This is a genomic window from Bacteriovorax sp. As-1, assembly GCF_058446905.1.
The window spans coordinates 3,301,866-3,317,479 of record NZ_CP184341.1 but is presented as its reverse complement, the minus strand read 5'-3'; the positions used below and the strand labels follow the sequence as shown (position 1 = coordinate 3,317,479).

Below are 15,614 nucleotides of genomic sequence, written 5' to 3'. Positions count from 1 at the left end.
AACAAGACTTAACAAGGAAGAAAATGACTTCATTTCCTTCATTACTTGAAAGCATAGACGATCTAACCAGGACCCAGATCGATGTGCTCCTCTCCCGTGCAAAGCACTTTAAAAACCATCCCGAATTTGCCCCTTTTTCCTCGACTCCGAAACCTATCATTGCCACTTCTTTTCTCGAAAATTCTACCAGAACAAAACATTCTTTTGCTGTCGCAATCAGAAGACTAGGCGGGCTTTATTTAGATTTCAATGCAGAGACGTCGAGCTTAAAAAAAGGTGAAAGCTTAGAAGAAACTTTCCTCACTCTTTTTTATCAGGGAGTGAATCTTTGTGTTTTCCGCACAAGTGTTTCTCACCAACTTTCAGAATTTAGAGAATCGCCTCCTATTAAGTTAGTTAACGGCGGTGACGGGGTCAATGAACACCCATCACAGGCCCTTTTAGACCTTTATACACTGATTAATCTTTCTAACGGTGATTTAAATGGGAAAACCATTTCTATCATTGGAGACAATATTCACTCGCGTGTTGGGCACTCACTCATTAAACTTCTTCCGCAATTTGGAATGAAAGTGATTTTAAGCGGGCCAAAAGATTATCTTCCAGACCCGAAGACCCTTCCTTCTAATATTGAGATTTCAACAAATAGAAATGAAACTGTTTTAAAAAGTGATTTCATTTATCTCTTAAGAATTCAGAAGGAAAGACATGCAGGAGCGGCCAACGCTCACTACGACAGTTATCTTGAAAATTACGGCGTGAGTTTAGACTTACTCAAGTCGCTCAATAAATTAATTCCGGTGTTACACCCGGGCCCGGCCAATATTGGTGTGGAATTAGACCAGGCGTTGATTAAATCATCGCTCTATAAAGGTTATCTGCAAGTTGAAAATTCAATCCCAATGAGAATGGCCATTATCGAGGCCATGCTCTTAAATAACGATCAGAACGTAGGAATTATTAATGGAGAAAAGTTTTAACAGGAGTCTCAAGCAATCTATCGCCTATCTTCATTTTGAGGACGGCACGACTTTTAAAGGCTACGTCAATCGTAAGAACTCAGACCCGGATCTAGTTAAAGGGATTTGGGGAGAGGCCGCTTTCACTACAGGTATGAGCGGTTATCAAGAAACCATCACCGACCCATCTTTTCTCGGCCAGCACATTATCTTCACTAACGCTCACATCGGAAATTATGAACACAATGAAACTGTTATGCAGTCAAAAAAGACTCATGCCACAGTGATTATTGCCAGAAACTTTTCTCACAACCATTTTTTAGAAAATATTGATGTCCCACTTTTTTCTGGTGTTGATACGAGAAAACTCGTTCGCTACCTAACAAACGGGAAATCAAAATCACATAAATCAGTTCTGACTTTCAGTGAACAGGTTCCGTCGAAATCTGTTTTTGAATCAGCAAGATTAAAAACAGATGATCTTCCTCTTGTTTCACAAGCCTCTCCAATTGTTCACATCCCTGGAGAAAATCCGATCGTGTTGATGAACTACGGGATTAAACAAGCAATCATTGATCAATTAATGACATTAAAGATGCCTCTCGTGAGTCTTCCTCACAACGCAGACTTAGCAACTATAAAAAAATACAATCCGCGCCTGATCTTTCTTTCAAACGGCCCGGGGGATCCAAGAAACTTCACCAAAGAAATTGAAGTTGTCCGCGAGATCTTCACACTCAATATTCCTGTGCGTGCGATCTGTCTGGGGCACCAACTGATTGCCCTTGCCCTGGGAATTAAAATTATTAAACTTCCTTTTGGTCAGCGTGGGGCCAACCATCCGGTTATCGATCACATCACAAATAAAATTGTGATCACTTCACAAAACCACGGTTATGCAATTGAAACAGAATCGTTTAATAAAATGCGCATGGAAAACCCGCTTAAGCGCGAGCTTTTCGTGCAGCACACTTCCCTTTTTGATGATTCAATCGAAGGGATTGCTTCAAGTGACCACTTTGTTAAATCGGTGCAGTTTCACCCTGAAGCCAACCCTGGGCCTCATGATGCTCACGAATTCTTCCATGAAGTAAAAGCTTTCTTAGAAGAAAAGAACCAATACCCGATCGATACAAAAAGACTTCATTCTTTTAATAAACTTACTAACCGAGTAAAAAAGCCAACTCCGTATAAGAGAATTCTTCTTATCGGTTCAGGCCCGATTAAAATCGGCCAGGCTTCTGAGTTTGACTACTCTGGGACTCAGGCCCTGAAGTCACTTAAAGAAGAAGGAATTGATGTTGTTCTATTAAACTCAAATCCAGCGACCATCATGACTGACCCGGAAATGTGTGCGCGCACTTACATTGAACCGATTACTAAAGAGACGATAAAAAAAATCATTTTAAAAGAAAAAGTCGATGCGGTTCTCTCTACGATGGGAGGACAGACGGCCCTTAACCTGTGTGTTGAGCTAGAAGAAGAAAATTTCCTAAAAGATCACAATGTAGCCCTTCTGGGAGCAAACGTTGATACGATTAAGAAAACAGAAGACCGAGCGCTTTTTGCCCGCGAGCTAGATAAGCTTGGTTACCAGACAGGAAAGCGATTTACCGCGAACTCTGAAGCTGAAGCGCTAGAGATGGCCAAATCAGTAGTGCAATTCCCGCTGATCATCAGACGCGATTTCGCTCTTGGTGGAAAGGGGGCGGCCCTGGTTTGGAACACAGATGAACTAAAAGAAGTGTTCACATCAGATATCAAGTTCCCGGTCACAATGGAAAAATCTCTTGTTGGCCAAAAAGAAATCGAACTTGAAGTCATGGTTGACTGCGAGAGAAACGGAGTCATCATCTGTTCAATCGAAAATGTCGATCCATGTGGAGTTCACACGGGAGATTCAATCACTGTCGCTCCGGCCATGACCATCAGTGACCGCTGCATGCAACAGCTGCGTACGATGACTCTGACGATTGCTAAACACATGGGAGTTGTTGCTGGTGGGGCCAACGTTCAGTTTGCCATCAATCCAGACAACGAAGATGATATCGTGGTTATTGAAATGAATCCTAGAGTTTCACGCTCAAGTGCCCTTGCTTCAAAAGCAACAGGCTACCCGATCGCTAAAATTTCGGCCCTGCTTTCAATCGGCTATACGTTAAAAGAAATCTTAAACGACATCACAAAAGCTTCTCCAGTGGCCTTTGAACCAACGCTGGATTACGTGGCCCTTAAGATTCCTATCTTCCCATTCAGCAAATTCCCGAGCTCTTCACAAACTCTTGGACCGCAAATGCGCTCAGTAGGTGAAGTTCTCGCTCTTGGTGGAAGTTTCAATGAAGCTTTCATGAAAGCACTAAGAGCTCTTGAAATGGGGCTTGAAGTTCCATCACTATCTCAGCTAAAAACAGTTCCGGTTGAACTTTCTCGCGAGTACATCGCCGAGAGATTAAAAACGCCAAGTGAACTTTCACTTCTGACAGTGCTTGAAGCTCTTCGCATCGGCATGACAAAAGAAGAGATTTTCTCACTTTCAAAAATCACTCACTGGTTCATCGACCAGATGGCCTTAGTGGTTGAAGCTGAAAAATCACTAAAACATGAAACAGCAAATTCTCACATCCACAAAGACATCAATATGGAGAGAGAGGAATTCTTAAATCTTAAGAAGCTTGGCTTCTCTGATAAGCACCTTGCTTTCATGATGAACCGCTCGCAAAAAGAGATTTTAGAATACCGATTTAAACAAAACATTTTCCCGGTCTATAAGGCCGTGGATACTTGTTCTGGAGAATTCCTGGCAGAGACACCTTACTTCTACTCGACTTATGCTGAGGAAAACGAAGCTGAGGCCTTAAGTAAAAAAGGAAAGTCTGTGGCCATCCTGGGATCAGGGCCAAACAGAATCGGTCAAGGGATCGAGTTTGATTACTCGTGTGTAAAATCATGTGAGCGCCTAAAAGAAAAAGGCATTCAGTCCATCATGATTAACTCTAACCCGGAAACAGTTTCTACAGACTACGACAGCTCAAATAGACTTTATCTCTCTCCTCTTTACTCAGAAGACTTGTTTGATATCTTAAAGAACGAAAACCCATTTGGAGTGATCGCTTCTTTTTCTGGTCAAACAGGAATTCAGTTAAGAGAGCACTTAGAAAAGAGCTTCCGTCAGGACTTCTTCAAAATGAATTTCCTGGGACCTACGTGGGAAATCCTGGAGCTGACAGAAGATAGAAAACTTTTTGGCGAAGTCACAAGAAAAACAAAACTCGCTCAAACGCAAAGCCGCGAAGTTTCTGGGTACAAAAACCTGGTTAACGCCATGGTGGATATCGGCTTTCCGGTCATCATCCGTCCAAGTTATGTTATCGGTGGTGAATCGATGTATATTTTCTACGGCCACGACGAACTTAACGAGCTTCCAAAAGCTTTTAAAGATCAACTGCAAAGTGCAACAGCAGTTTTCCAGGTAGAGAACTATCTTGAAAACGCGATTGAATACGATGTGGATTTAGTGCGCGATCAATTCGGAAACTTCTGTTTTACGGTGTGCGAGCACATTGAATATGCCGGTGTTCACTCAGGTGACTCGGGAATGATCACTCCTCCAGTTATTCTGACTCAGAAAAACTATGAAGAGTTAAAAAAAATTTCCTATGCGCTTGCTGATGCTTTAAAAATTGTGGGACCGATCAACTTCCAGTTTGCGATTAAAGATGGAAAAATCTACTGTATTGAAGCCAACCCTAGAGGATCAAGAACGCTTCCTTTCTTAAGTAAAGCGTACAATATCTCTCTGCCAAAAATTGCGACAGACGCAATGCTGGGTGAAAAGATTGAAACGATCGAGCAGCCACTTTCAGGTTTCTTCTCGGTTAAACAATCAACTTTCCCATTCGATCGTTTCGTTCAAGACAATATCCTGCTTGGGCCAAAGATGAGATCAACTGGTGAGACGATGGGAATTGACCGCGATAAAGAAACGGCGATCTTAAAATCTTATCAAGGAAATTACCCAAAACTTTCAGAGAAAGGAACAATCCTTATGAGCCTTGCTGACAACAGCAAAGAGCTTATCCTTCCTTACTTAAAGTCTCTGCATAAAATCGGTTATAAGTTTATCGCCACTCGCGGGACGTGTGACTATATCAAAAAGCAAGGCATCCCATGCGAACTGGTGATGAAGCTTGATGAAAAGGGGCTGACGATTTTAGAAGCGCTTAAAGATGAAAACATGAAAATGGTTTTCAACACTCCTCAAAACCAGGGGCAATCGCAAAACGATGGAGAGCACATCAGAAACTCGGCCATCCAGTACGCGATCCCATGTTTTACTCGCCCGGAAAATATCCGTGCAGTGGCCATGGCCTTAATTGGAACTGATGACTTAGAGGTTAAGCCGCTGGCCCTGCAGGAAATGAATTTTTAGGAGAACGCGTGAGTAAACTGGATAAAATTATTGTGGCCCTGGATCAGATGTCATTAGATGAGATCGACCAGTTTTTAAGACAAAAAGAAAACGACCTGCCCTTTGTTAAAATTGGACTGGAACTTTTTGTCAAATACGGCCCGGACTTAGTTCACAAGATCAGCCTTGAATATAAAAAGAAAATCTTTTTAGATTTAAAGCTGCATGATATTCCAGTGACTGTGGCCAAGGCGATTTCATCACTAAAAAACCTGCCAATTGATTTTCTCACTGTTCACTTAAGTGGTGGTGAAGCAATGTTAAAGGCAGCGATGGCCGAAGCCCGTATGAGCATTCCTCAATGCAAAGTCCTAGGCGTGAGTTTTTTAACCAGCCTCGAAGCAAAAGATTTAAACGACCTCTTCGGCATCACCAATACCGAAGAGGCCTTCTTAAGACTCTTTAAAACGGCTTCTGAATCCGGGATTGATGGGATTGTCTCAAGCCCTCATGAAGTGGGACTCCTTAAAAAACATTACCCTCACCTCTTATCAGTGACCCCAGGAATCCGTTTCCGCGATGAAATTGAAGGTGCACAGGTGCAGGATCAAAAACGTGTCATGGACCCCAAAGAAGCCTTCAATGCGGGATCTGATTACCTGGTGATGGGGCGATCGCTCACTAAGACTCAAAACCTCAGTGAGCGTCTGCGATTACTTAAGGAATAGGTTTTTACTTTTTAAGCGAGCTCTTAACTCACTTGCCGAGTTTGCCTTGAAACATTCGTAGTCTGAGTATTTCATCGGCACGTGGAAAGTCTTTCCATCAACGTCTAGTGCCAGTGATGACTTCACGTAAGCGTACTCTCCGGCAAAACTTTTTTCTACACTTTCAGATGTGTGAACGGCCCATAGGCTCACCTGGTGGCCACCCATTTCAACTGCTGGCTGAGTTCCAAAACAGTTAATCAGCATTCCATCTAATTGCTCACAAGCTTTCGCTGGCATTTTGAAATCGAGTACACTTCCCAGGTCATAAAGAGCATTGGCAGCTTCTTGAATGTTTGGAAGGTCGTTAGGAGTGATGATGTTGCCCCAGATCGGCATGTACTTTGGTCCGTTGTGGTGAATCAGGCGGATAATTGTTTCATCCCCTTCTGTCATCGCGACAAAACTTGTCGTAGGAATTTCTGTCACGCAGGCCATGTTGATGCCGGCAAAAACATTGGCGCTTACTAAAAGAGAAGCGATGGTTAGAAACTTTTTCATTAAAACATCCTTGTTAAAACTAAAATTATAAATCCCAATATGCGTCTTCTAAACTTTCCTCTCTATTTGGCAGACCTTTAATCAGTCTTGGTGAATTCTGCTTTAGTACTTCAAAACTTGCGCGGTTACAGTACTTACTTACCTGGTGAATCGATGAATACGTTAAGTAGCGCGTGTTGTGTTTAGGAGAATTCGGTGTCACCTGGCGGTGATAAGTGTTGGAAGCAATATCATGAAGAAGTGCTGAGAGTGCTGCATCTCCAGCACCATTAGTGTTTTTAATCACACCAGGGCCGCCCATATAAGGGTTGATGTGCGTGTAAATCTTAAACGGGTGCTTGCAGTCTTTCTTTAAAATCGCACGCGAGTACTCATACTTGTTGTACTCTCCGATTGATTTTGAATGGATCATGTCTTTTGTTTCGCGCTTATATTCTTCATCGGCATAAGCTGCGATATAAAGCCCTCTTGGGCCTACTGTTAAAAGCACCATATCGGTGTAATCCAGGACTTTTTCACAGGCAAGAAGCGGGTCATTTTCATTAACCAAAGCATGGGCCTCTTCTTCGTTCATTGCACAGACAGAAACATACTCTCTGATAAAATTTAAGAAGAACTCTCTTTTGGCCGCAATGAGAGAACTGGTTCCAAGAGATAAAATAACCGGCACATTGCTTTCTTTGGCATACTGACAGGCCTTTAGATTGGCCTGGAACATTGATGAGTTTTCATCGCGAAGTGAGTAGGCCGACACTAAAAGGGCCGCAGCCCCCTTGACCACTTCCTCCGGAACATAATCAGGCGAGAGTTCATTCATGATTCCCTTGCCGATTAAAAATGATCTTTCATGATCAGGTGTCAAAAGACAAAGCGCTCTGCCCATTGGCCCGTCAACTGGTTTCAAATAAGAGAAATCGACAAACGAGTTCGTCGTACAAATGTATTTAAAAGCGTAGTCACCTACAGAAATATTTTTTGAAATCGCTCCCAGGGCCACCGAGCGCGAATCAGAAAGGACACTGTAGTTGTGAAGAGTGTTTCCAATTGCTCCTCCGGCGTACTCACCGACGATGCATTTGTTGGCCTTTAATTCTCGATAAATTTCTTCAACTATTTTATCATCAAAAACAACTGACTCACCTTTTTGAATCTTGTATTTCTCCAAAAACTCAAAGCTAACGTTGGCCTCGATATCAACGATTAATTGGTCGATGCCCACAACGTACACTGAACTTCTTTCAGAGAAATCCGGATCAAAAGGAATACGTCCTGATTCATTGACTGGAAAGTAATGCTTCGTCTTTCTTTTGCCTGGAAATTTCAAAGGATTCCCCTTATAATTTATTTAATGCTAAATTTTAAAATTTATCCTGTTATTTTAGGACTTCTTTTGTCGTTCGTCACTATGGCAGCCGACAATTCTGTTATCAATGACCACGGCACAGTCGTCCTGACTGGTTCGACCCATAAGGCCCGTGTTATCAATAGTAAAGCGATTGTCTACGCCGATGAAAATATGCTTACACCTCTTGGGTATATTGCCAATGGAAAGGCCATTATTGTTGGAAATCCAAGACGCATGAACCGCGACCTCGTACCATTAGTGGTTTACGGAAGAATTGCTTACATTGAAACAAAAGACATCCGCTTTGAAGATGGCACCGAAGAAGAATACAATACCAAGCGCGGGGCACCAAGAGAGCACGACGTAGATGTCACTATTCAAAAGCCAGAAGAGCGCCTTTCTGAGAATAACTCTTTTTACTTTAGCCTTCACCGCTACGGCGCTGGAGATGAGATTAAGCAACTCTTTCTCACAAACGACAATACTGAAAAAGATGTCATGACTGGGTTTAACCTCCAGTTTATCCACCGCCAGACGACTTCAAATTTCTTCTGGGGTGCTGCTGCTGATTATAGTGCCGTTTCAACAGACAATATGAAATTTGGTTACTGGCTTTTTTCACCAACTGTTGGTTACAGCATTTTTAAGAATCCACTTTTCTCTATTGATATCTACGGTTCACTCGATCTTGGTATGAACCTGGAATACAATATCGAGAGCAACTTCGAAGAAGAGCCGGCCGGATGGATTTGGGGAGTTCAAGGTAATGCGCGTGTTGTGTTTTTCCCGACGTCCAAATACCACGCCTTTGCAGGAATGGGTCTTCGAAAATACAGCGTCACTGACCTGGCCACGGTTAAAGACCTCAACGGTAATGCCATCCCAGGTGTCAAAGACATCACTGGTGTGAGTCTTTTTATCGGTGCAGGGCTCGAATTTAGATAGAACTATTCAATCGAGAGCACTTTATCACTATCATCTGAATTGACCTTATTGTCTTTGGCCTTCTGAAGATTGAACTGAATGTTTTCTTCAGGAGTGCTGAATTGCCCTTCAAACTTTGGTTTGCCATCAACTGATTCCTGATTCACTTCTTTGTCAAGCTCTTCACTCATCTTGCGTTTTAAGGCCTCTGTCGCCGTCTCATTTAAATAACCACTGGCCGATGAAAGTGTTGACCCGAATTTGCGGTAAGCAAACTCATAAAACGGTTTTAAGTACTTCAGGTTAAGTTTCCCGCGCTCAAGAAACAAGATAATAACACGAACGAAATCGCGGTTATTCAAATCGTGCGACCACGCCGAATAAAGATAAATCATCCCCTGCTGATCCAGGCGCTGGGTGTAAGAGATCTGCTTATAACGGGCGTAGATCGGAATGGCCGAATCTGTGCTTGTGGCCTTGTATTTAATCTCGCGGATAAACTTGGTTCTGAAATTCATCGCGGCCACTTCGTTCGTTTTTGTTTTAATTAAAACCGGATAGATCAATCCTTTTTCAATGATAAATAAGCGCTCGACTTTCATCTTGTCGCTATTACTTGGAAGCTCTACGATCCCCATATTTTGTTCAGGATAAAAGGAAAACTTTGTCGTCTCTTCAGGTAAAACAAAATGGCGGTTGTAAAGAATATAGAGATTGTAAACCAGCTCGTAATAGCTCACGTCCTGCAAAGTCACTAGTGATTCAAAGAAACTTTTTCCTTCGTTAGATGGAAGCGAAAGTTGTTTTTTAAATACATCGGCCCAAACATCATCACTACTTTTGCGATTGATGTAGTTTTTAAAAATCGGCAGGATAAAAATCTTCTGATCACCTGAAGTTGTTTCAAACTTATAAGGCCTCTCTATCATAAAACTAAAAAACTCTAAGTTCTTAGAGTTTTGAAAACTTGCTCCAAGCCTCGGTCCTGCAGCTTCAATACGAATAATAGGAATTAAAGAAAAGAGCGAATGGTTAATGGGCATCGGCATTTCAAAATGCCCAAAATGAACACTCTGATACAGTCTTTCATCATCCATTCTCTCTGGGATCTTAACGTCGATTGTTTCACCGTCATAAAACACAGCTTTGGTTGGCTTCATTTGTAAAAACTGTGTGTTCACCCCTTCCGTCAACGTCAGGGTATAGATGTGGTATGGGGCAATCGCCACCAGGACAACAGCACCTCCCAAAAGGGCCAGTGTTATGATCAGGTAAATAATCTTTTTTAACATAACCCCTTATCGACTCGTTAAAGCATTAAGATTAGGGGGTCCCTCGATTTTGGCTAAACTATTTAAAATAATAGCCGAAGAGTTTAATGAACTAATAGGCCACGCCTTCTTTGGGGTAAGGTAATTTTATGAAAAAACACATTCCAACACTTGTATTGCTAGTCTCTACTGCTATCTTTGCAACCTCTTGTGACTCACCTAGGTCTGCAAGATCAATCATTTCATCTCAAAGTGGAAACTCACTAACTGGCAATGGAACGACAACTGGCAGCGGTATTGATCTGGGTGGAACAACGACAGACAATACAACTGCAACAACGACCAACACAAACATTCCTTCAGATGCTTCTCACTGTAAGTTCTCTACTGACGGAGTCAATGGATTTGAATCGACAAGCACTCACCTTGGTTCATACACTCTATGCCAAAGTAGTACTGATAAAAACAGCTTCTACATGCAAGTTAAAACTCCACCTGTCGGAAGTTCTGGGGATGTGAGCATTTGTTTTATCCCACACACGACAAGCGGATCTAATTCGATTTACGTTGGTAACCCAATGTGCGGGACATTCTCTGATCCTAAAACTGTCAAGAAAATCACTTTCGTAAAATACACTCAGTACAGCAGTGCCCTTATTAACTCTGTCATGTTCTTTAAGGATACAAGCTACTACTACTCATCACCATACAACCGTACGATGATGACTTTAGACGCCTATAAGACTTGTATGAACGCTTTAGCGTACAACAACGCTTATTACTGCCAGGCCTTCAAAACTGTCGGCCAGTACGTTCTAAAATCTTTTTAATCAATTCTAATTTTGTATAGGGCCGGTCAATCTTGTACCGGTCCTAAATTCCTGACACATTTCCATATCAATCGTCGGCAATGCCAGAATCGGGTAGACATTTGTCGTAGCATTGTCTGAATTTCTCTTCAGGCAAATGACAATGTAGAAAAAACTCTCATCTGCACGAGTGCCCATCGAAAATGATTTAATGTAATGAAAGAGTTTATCCCCTTCATTGTCGCGGGTTTCAAAAACTTCATCCGGTTGATCCAGAGTCTCCTGGAAACAAGACTCGTAACCTGAATAGTCTTCAAAAGGAATATCGTTGTCTTTTCTTTTAATCAGGATATCAGCAAGAACTTTTGATTTTTTACTTTCCAGGAGCTGAAGAAAGATCATGTCCTCGTCAGCATCGGCCTCTTCCATACCGGCCGCAAATTCTTCTTCGGATACACTCATCATGCCCGTAGGTGCCTCTTCTTCGTTTAAAGAAGAAAACCAATCGCGCACTTCTTCTCCAGTTCTAAATTCGTTAATTAAGGCCTTGGAGCTGGTTCTGGTTGTCAAAAAGACAAAAGACGCTTCTTTGCGATAGACGCTGGTGACTACAATCACCGAGGAGTGTGAGTAGTGCTTTATAAAATTGTAATAGGTTTCATGGAGTTCATTGCTCTGGCGGTAAATCTCATCCGGAGTGGCCAGCACCTCTTCCACCATCTCCTGATCGACGATCTGATTGACGGCCTCATCTAGGAGATTAAGTTTTTTTCGAAGAGAACTCTCCATCACTTCATAATATTTAATCAGTGGAAAATAAAAGTCTTCGATGCAGTCTTCAGAGCAGAAGCCTTTAAGGGAGTATTCATCAACAAAGAGCAGGTCATCGAGATGACCCATTACTTTTTTGCATTCGTTACAGAAATAAAGAGGTTTTTTTAATGTTGTCACTAGATTGTTAAGTTAAGTCCCGCAAAAAGAGAGTTGGAATTTGCCCCGTGGAGGTCAAAAACTTTGGCCGACATCAGGTCAGCTTCGCTCTTTGCTTTTTTCATTCTGAATCTCGCTCCCAGCTCCAGGTTAACGGCCGGTGCAAGCCCCAGATTGACTTTGGGTGATAAGGTTGAAAAACTCACTTTCTCGCCCAGGCGTGCTGCGAGGTTAGTGTCTTTAGCTTTATCGATAGTAAAACTTTCAGCTTCGATCTCAAATTGAATGTCGTTAGAGACCATCCATCCCCCGCTGATTGTCAGGCGGCTGATATTTCCAATAGCACGCTCTTGTGAATTTTTTGGTTTCCCTACCAGAGTTACGTCGTAGCCGATCCCCAGACCGAATGTTCCAAAACGTTTTGTTGTTTCAGCACCAATGATTTTATCCGTGCGCGAACTTCCAAGTTTTGAACTTGAAGAAAGTTTCGCTCCACCATAGATATCGACTCTTGCTTCTTCGCTTGGGTTTCCAAAACGAAGCCAGTTAAATCCTAAAATAAGTTTTGGGTTACCACTTGATGAGCCTTCATCGCCATTGACGTGCCAGTAAGAAGCATCAAAATAAACATCCACCGGCGTTTGAATGTGAGTGGCGAAGTTCATCACTCCATATTTATTGCCACCGACTTCAAGCGATTCATAATTTGTTTCAAGCGACATATCCGCTTTCCAGGAAAGACTTCTTCCCGATCCTGAACTTTGTGGTTTTGACATTTTTTGAACTGATTTGGAAGGTGATTTATCAGCGGGTTCGTTTACAGTTTCTGAATAATCCACCAAGGCATGTGCGTTTAAAGAAATAAGAGCACACGATAAAAGCAGAGACTTCCTCATTCAAACCTTCCTGGTCAATTTTTGCCCAAATCTTATGGGCAAATGTTTACTCCTTAATAGTATACTTAAACTTTTTTTAAATCCATACCCTGAAAATTTATCCGACTATTCCGGGCAAATATCTTAAGTTATGAGAATCCTTCGAATCGAAAAAATAAGGACAAAGTTACCCTCTCCTAAAAAGTCGGGGGTGCCCAGTAAAATAAAAGGTACTTGCTTAGGATGAGCGAGCGACTATTAGGAGGATTGTTTGGACATTACTTATCGCCCTGAAGAATCAATGAAGGCCCTGATTCACCTTGGAACAACGGGACACTTCCCTCTGTTTCACGACATTTGGATGAATGATCCAGACATGAAAGAAAAAAGATTCCAAAAAATTACAGGAATCGAGCGCGCCAGAGCGAAAAAACTTTTTCAACAAGTCTCTAAACACCGTCAACTTGAACACAAAAAAACAGTGCTGCTTTCAATGTGTGATGAAGACAGAAAACTTTTTATGAAAGCTTTCTTTAAACTGGTTGAAGGAAAAATCCTTGATCAAAGGCCGGAGCTTCACTAGAAAATGAAACACGGATCAATCATTCTACTTTTAACTCTCCTTTCTTCACAAGCTTTTGGTGAATATAGAGTTTATCAGTATTATGTCCGCTCTAAATTAAAAAACATCAACCCTACTAACGCTCAACTGGTGACTTCAACCATGAACCCTTCTGCCTACGCTGTCTATCACGGAGGGAAGGATTCAATTGAAGTGAACCTCTTGCGCTCATGGGTTTGCATGGGCGATACGAGCAAAAAATCCATCTGTAGTATGAGTGAAGGGCGTGAGCTCGAAGGAAGTGCCCAATGAAAATCCCTGCCAATTCGGAAATGGCGCAAAGATTTAAGGACAATGAGGACCTGCTAAAACGCATGAATCATGGCCTGGAAAAAAAGATCGCCAGCAAAGAGCAGGAAATCAAACAAGTCGACGAGCTCTATGACAAAAAGCTCGCTGCCGCCAAAACGGAAGGCGAACGCGAGTACATGCAAGGCCTTGATCGCAACAACCAGCGCCTAGTCGGTGAAACTAAAAATTACGAAGAAAAAATGCAGGGCTACCAAAACCAGTTGAAAAAGGCCCAGGATACTGTTGAAAAAGAGCAGGAAGCGCTAAAAGGCTCTCACCGCGAAAAACTCGCCGATTTAAAAGATCAGATGGAAATTAACTTCCAAGATCAGTACTTAAGTTCTGAGGAAGCACAACGCGAAATCCAGAGCTCTACTCAGGATGCGGTAAAAGAAATCGCAACGAAATCAAAAATCGAAAAAATGGCGATGGAAAGTAACGCTCAATATGAGATCAATGCCCTATCAAGCGACTTCAATCAAAAAGCAGCTGCAGGTGAGCGCAACTTCCGCGACAAACTCGACAACGATGTACGCCTTCACAATCAGGAAGTCGAAAGACAAAAAAGCGAACTCAAAAAAATGATGACGATGGACGCGGAAAAAAATAAGCGCTTAAGTGACGAAAAAAACCGAGTCCACAAAGATCAGATGACATTTCAGGATAAACACCAACAAGACATGCTCAAGCAGCGAGAGGCCGATTTTAAGGTCCGTTATGAAAGAATGGTTAAGGAACACGATGAAATCCTGGGCCATTTAAAAACGACATTTGCCGCTGACGTGAAAAAAATGGTCGATCAGACCTCAAGTGAAAAAAAGCAAATCTCTGACAAGGTCACTGACCCTTTCTACCGCGTGGATAAACTAAACCCAAGTATGGTGGAAGACTTAGAAACAGTGACAATCAGCCTGCCTGTGGCCGATTATGAGAAAGAAAACGTGCACCTTTCAACTCAAGGGCGAAATATTAAAATCACCCTTTCAAGAAAATACACTGATAGCATGAACAGCGAAGATGGCAGTGTAAACAGGTCTACCCGCAGTGAACTTTTCTCAAAAGAGTTCAACGCTAAGGATCTCCTGAGCCCAAAACACATCACCCAGAACTATCAGGACGGGGTGCTGACTTTTAAAATCAAAAAAGCTTAATTAAGTCTCGCTTGTCGTGCTTTTGCTTTCTATCTGGTGATAGTGAACGCGGTCAACCTGGACGATGTCGCGAAGTTCATCACCCATGATACGCATTTTTTTCGGGTGCATGTACACGTAGAAATCAATGTGTCTCTTGTTCGTTTCCTTATCGACAATCTGCTCGTGAAGCTCATCAATTCTATCAGTCGTGTTGAAGACGATTTCTTTAACCAGGTTTTTAATATCCCCGTGTGAAAGAACTTCAATATGATAGTATTTGTGGTTTTTCGTCGACTCGAAGCCTTGATAGATTGGGCCTAGAAGTTTTAAAACCGAAAGAATTGTAATCGTAAAAATAGTCGCAATAACCGGGAATCCATACCCGATTGTCATCCCGATTGACGCCACAACCCAAATAGTCGCTGCAGTCGTAAGTCCGATGATGTTACCTTTATCTTTCATGATGGCACCGGCACCAAGGAAACCGATCCCCGAAACGATCTGAGCTGGAATCCTCGCAGAATCGTACTCAATCCCGCCGCCTTGAACGTGCCCGAGCATTGAAATAGCTGTATAGAGAGTCGCTCCTAAACAGATCAAAACGTTCGTTTTGATCCCCGCGTTCTTCATTTTCTGTTCGCGGTCATAACCTACTAAGCTTCCCAGAATCAGACCTGTAACAATCTTGATTCCCATTCCTAAATAAACGTCAACGTTTCCTAAATATTCAATATAGACAGTTTGTTCGACATGCCCCATCTGCAATAATCCTTTTTAAC

14 protein-coding genes are annotated in these 15,614 nt (G+C 42.3%); 8 read left to right on the top strand and 6 right to left on the bottom strand.

What is annotated here, in order from left to right:
• The first annotated feature begins 23 nt into the window (after window positions 1-23).
• The 3 genes from ACN20O_RS16830 to pyrF are packed head-to-tail and all read left to right on the top strand — an operon-like array spanning window position 24 to window position 6,095.
• Window positions 24-980: an aspartate/ornithine carbamoyltransferase family protein gene (locus ACN20O_RS16830; protein WP_491635325.1), complete on the top strand. Its 957-nt coding sequence runs from the start codon at window positions 24-26 to the stop codon at window positions 978-980.
• Window positions 964-5,388 (top strand): carbamoyl-phosphate synthase large subunit, encoded by a 4,425-nt coding sequence (gene carB, locus ACN20O_RS16825; RefSeq protein ID WP_491635323.1) that lies wholly within the window; start codon window positions 964-966, stop codon window positions 5,386-5,388. Before ACN20O_RS16830 ends, carB begins: the two co-directional genes overlap by 17 nt.
• 8 nt (window positions 5,389-5,396) lie before the next feature.
• Window positions 5,397-6,095, top strand: a complete 699-nt coding sequence (gene pyrF, locus ACN20O_RS16820) for an orotidine-5'-phosphate decarboxylase (RefSeq protein ID WP_491635321.1) — start codon at window positions 5,397-5,399, stop codon at window positions 6,093-6,095.
• Here the strand turns inward: pyrF and ACN20O_RS16815 are convergent.
• A complete protein-coding gene (locus ACN20O_RS16815; protein WP_491635319.1) occupies window positions 6,081-6,635 on the bottom strand; it encodes a hypothetical protein in 555 nt (184 codons plus the stop codon). The two genes, pyrF and ACN20O_RS16815, sit on opposite strands and share 15 nt — an antisense overlap.
• Window positions 6,636-6,660: 25 nt before the next feature.
• Window positions 6,661-7,959, bottom strand: coding sequence for an inosine/guanosine kinase (locus ACN20O_RS16810; RefSeq protein WP_491635317.1), 1,299 nt, complete (start codon window positions 7,957-7,959; stop codon window positions 6,661-6,663).
• Window positions 7,960-7,983: 24 nt separating this feature from the next.
• Between ACN20O_RS16810 and ACN20O_RS16805 the strand changes: the two genes are divergently transcribed.
• Window positions 7,984-8,925, top strand: coding sequence for a hypothetical protein (locus ACN20O_RS16805; protein ID WP_491635315.1), 942 nt, complete (start codon window positions 7,984-7,986; stop codon window positions 8,923-8,925).
• Window positions 8,926-8,927: 2 nt separating this feature from the next.
• On the opposite strand, the gene ACN20O_RS16800 is transcribed toward ACN20O_RS16805, so the two are convergent.
• Complete coding sequence (locus ACN20O_RS16800) at window positions 8,928-10,196, bottom strand: hypothetical protein (RefSeq protein ID WP_491635313.1); 1,269 nt, start codon at window positions 10,194-10,196, stop codon at window positions 8,928-8,930.
• Window positions 10,197-10,324: 128 nt separating this feature from the next.
• Between ACN20O_RS16800 and ACN20O_RS16795 the strand changes: the two genes are divergently transcribed.
• Window positions 10,325-11,005 (top strand): hypothetical protein, encoded by a 681-nt coding sequence (locus ACN20O_RS16795; RefSeq protein ID WP_491635311.1) that lies wholly within the window; start codon window positions 10,325-10,327, stop codon window positions 11,003-11,005.
• A gap of 6 nt (window positions 11,006-11,011) precedes the next feature.
• Here the strand turns inward: ACN20O_RS16795 and ACN20O_RS16790 are convergent, their stop codons facing one another.
• Both ACN20O_RS16790 and ACN20O_RS16785 read right to left on the bottom strand, forming a co-directional pair.
• Window positions 11,012-11,935 (bottom strand): hypothetical protein, encoded by a 924-nt coding sequence (locus ACN20O_RS16790; RefSeq protein ID WP_491635309.1) that lies wholly within the window; start codon window positions 11,933-11,935, stop codon window positions 11,012-11,014.
• Window positions 11,935-12,810: a hypothetical protein gene (locus ACN20O_RS16785; protein ID WP_491635307.1), complete on the bottom strand. Its 876-nt coding sequence runs from the start codon at window positions 12,808-12,810 to the stop codon at window positions 11,935-11,937. The genes ACN20O_RS16790 and ACN20O_RS16785 overlap by 1 nt, the downstream gene beginning before the upstream one ends.
• 250 nt (window positions 12,811-13,060) lie before the next feature.
• Here ACN20O_RS16785 and ACN20O_RS16780 point away from each other — a divergent pair, with 250 nt between their 5' ends.
• The 3 genes from ACN20O_RS16780 to ACN20O_RS16770 are packed head-to-tail and all read left to right on the top strand — an operon-like array spanning window position 13,061 to window position 14,853.
• The gene (locus ACN20O_RS16780; protein ID WP_491635305.1) at window positions 13,061-13,372 is read left to right on the top strand and encodes a hypothetical protein; all 312 of its coding nucleotides are present in this window, start codon (window positions 13,061-13,063) and stop codon (window positions 13,370-13,372) included.
• Window positions 13,373-13,375: 3 nt separating this feature from the next.
• Window positions 13,376-13,663, top strand: a complete 288-nt coding sequence (locus ACN20O_RS16775; protein ID WP_491635303.1) for a hypothetical protein — start codon at window positions 13,376-13,378, stop codon at window positions 13,661-13,663.
• Window positions 13,660-14,853 (top strand): Hsp20/alpha crystallin family protein, encoded by a 1,194-nt coding sequence (locus tag ACN20O_RS16770; protein ID WP_491635301.1) that lies wholly within the window; start codon window positions 13,660-13,662, stop codon window positions 14,851-14,853. The genes ACN20O_RS16775 and ACN20O_RS16770 overlap by 4 nt, the downstream gene beginning before the upstream one ends.
• On the opposite strand, the gene ACN20O_RS16765 is transcribed toward ACN20O_RS16770, so the two are convergent.
• A complete protein-coding gene (locus ACN20O_RS16765; RefSeq protein ID WP_491635299.1) occupies window positions 14,854-15,594 on the bottom strand; it encodes an MgtC/SapB family protein in 741 nt (246 codons plus the stop codon).
• Between the last annotated feature and the right edge of the window lie 20 nt (window positions 15,595-15,614).

Coding starts and splice junctions, on each gene's coding strand:
- ACN20O_RS16800 (WP_491635313.1), bottom strand. CDS start 10,196: ATGTTAAAAAAGATTATTTACCTGATCATAACACTGGCCCTTTTGGGA.
- ACN20O_RS16805 (WP_491635315.1), top strand. CDS start 7,984: ATGCTAAATTTTAAAATTTATCCTGTTATTTTAGGACTTCTTTTGTCG.
- ACN20O_RS16775 (WP_491635303.1), top strand. CDS start 13,376: ATGAAACACGGATCAATCATTCTACTTTTAACTCTCCTTTCTTCACAA.
- ACN20O_RS16785 (WP_491635307.1), bottom strand. CDS start 12,810: ATGAGGAAGTCTCTGCTTTTATCGTGTGCTCTTATTTCTTTAAACGCA.
- ACN20O_RS16815 (WP_491635319.1), bottom strand. CDS start 6,635: ATGAAAAAGTTTCTAACCATCGCTTCTCTTTTAGTAAGCGCCAATGTT.
- ACN20O_RS16795 (WP_491635311.1), top strand. CDS start 10,325: ATGAAAAAACACATTCCAACACTTGTATTGCTAGTCTCTACTGCTATC.
- ACN20O_RS16830 (WP_491635325.1), top strand. CDS start 24: ATGACTTCATTTCCTTCATTACTTGAAAGCATAGACGATCTAACCAGG.
- ACN20O_RS16765 (WP_491635299.1), bottom strand. CDS start 15,594: ATGGGGCATGTCGAACAAACTGTCTATATTGAATATTTAGGAAACGTT.
- carB (WP_491635323.1), top strand. CDS start 964: ATGGAGAAAAGTTTTAACAGGAGTCTCAAGCAATCTATCGCCTATCTT.
- ACN20O_RS16770 (WP_491635301.1), top strand. CDS start 13,660: ATGAAAATCCCTGCCAATTCGGAAATGGCGCAAAGATTTAAGGACAAT.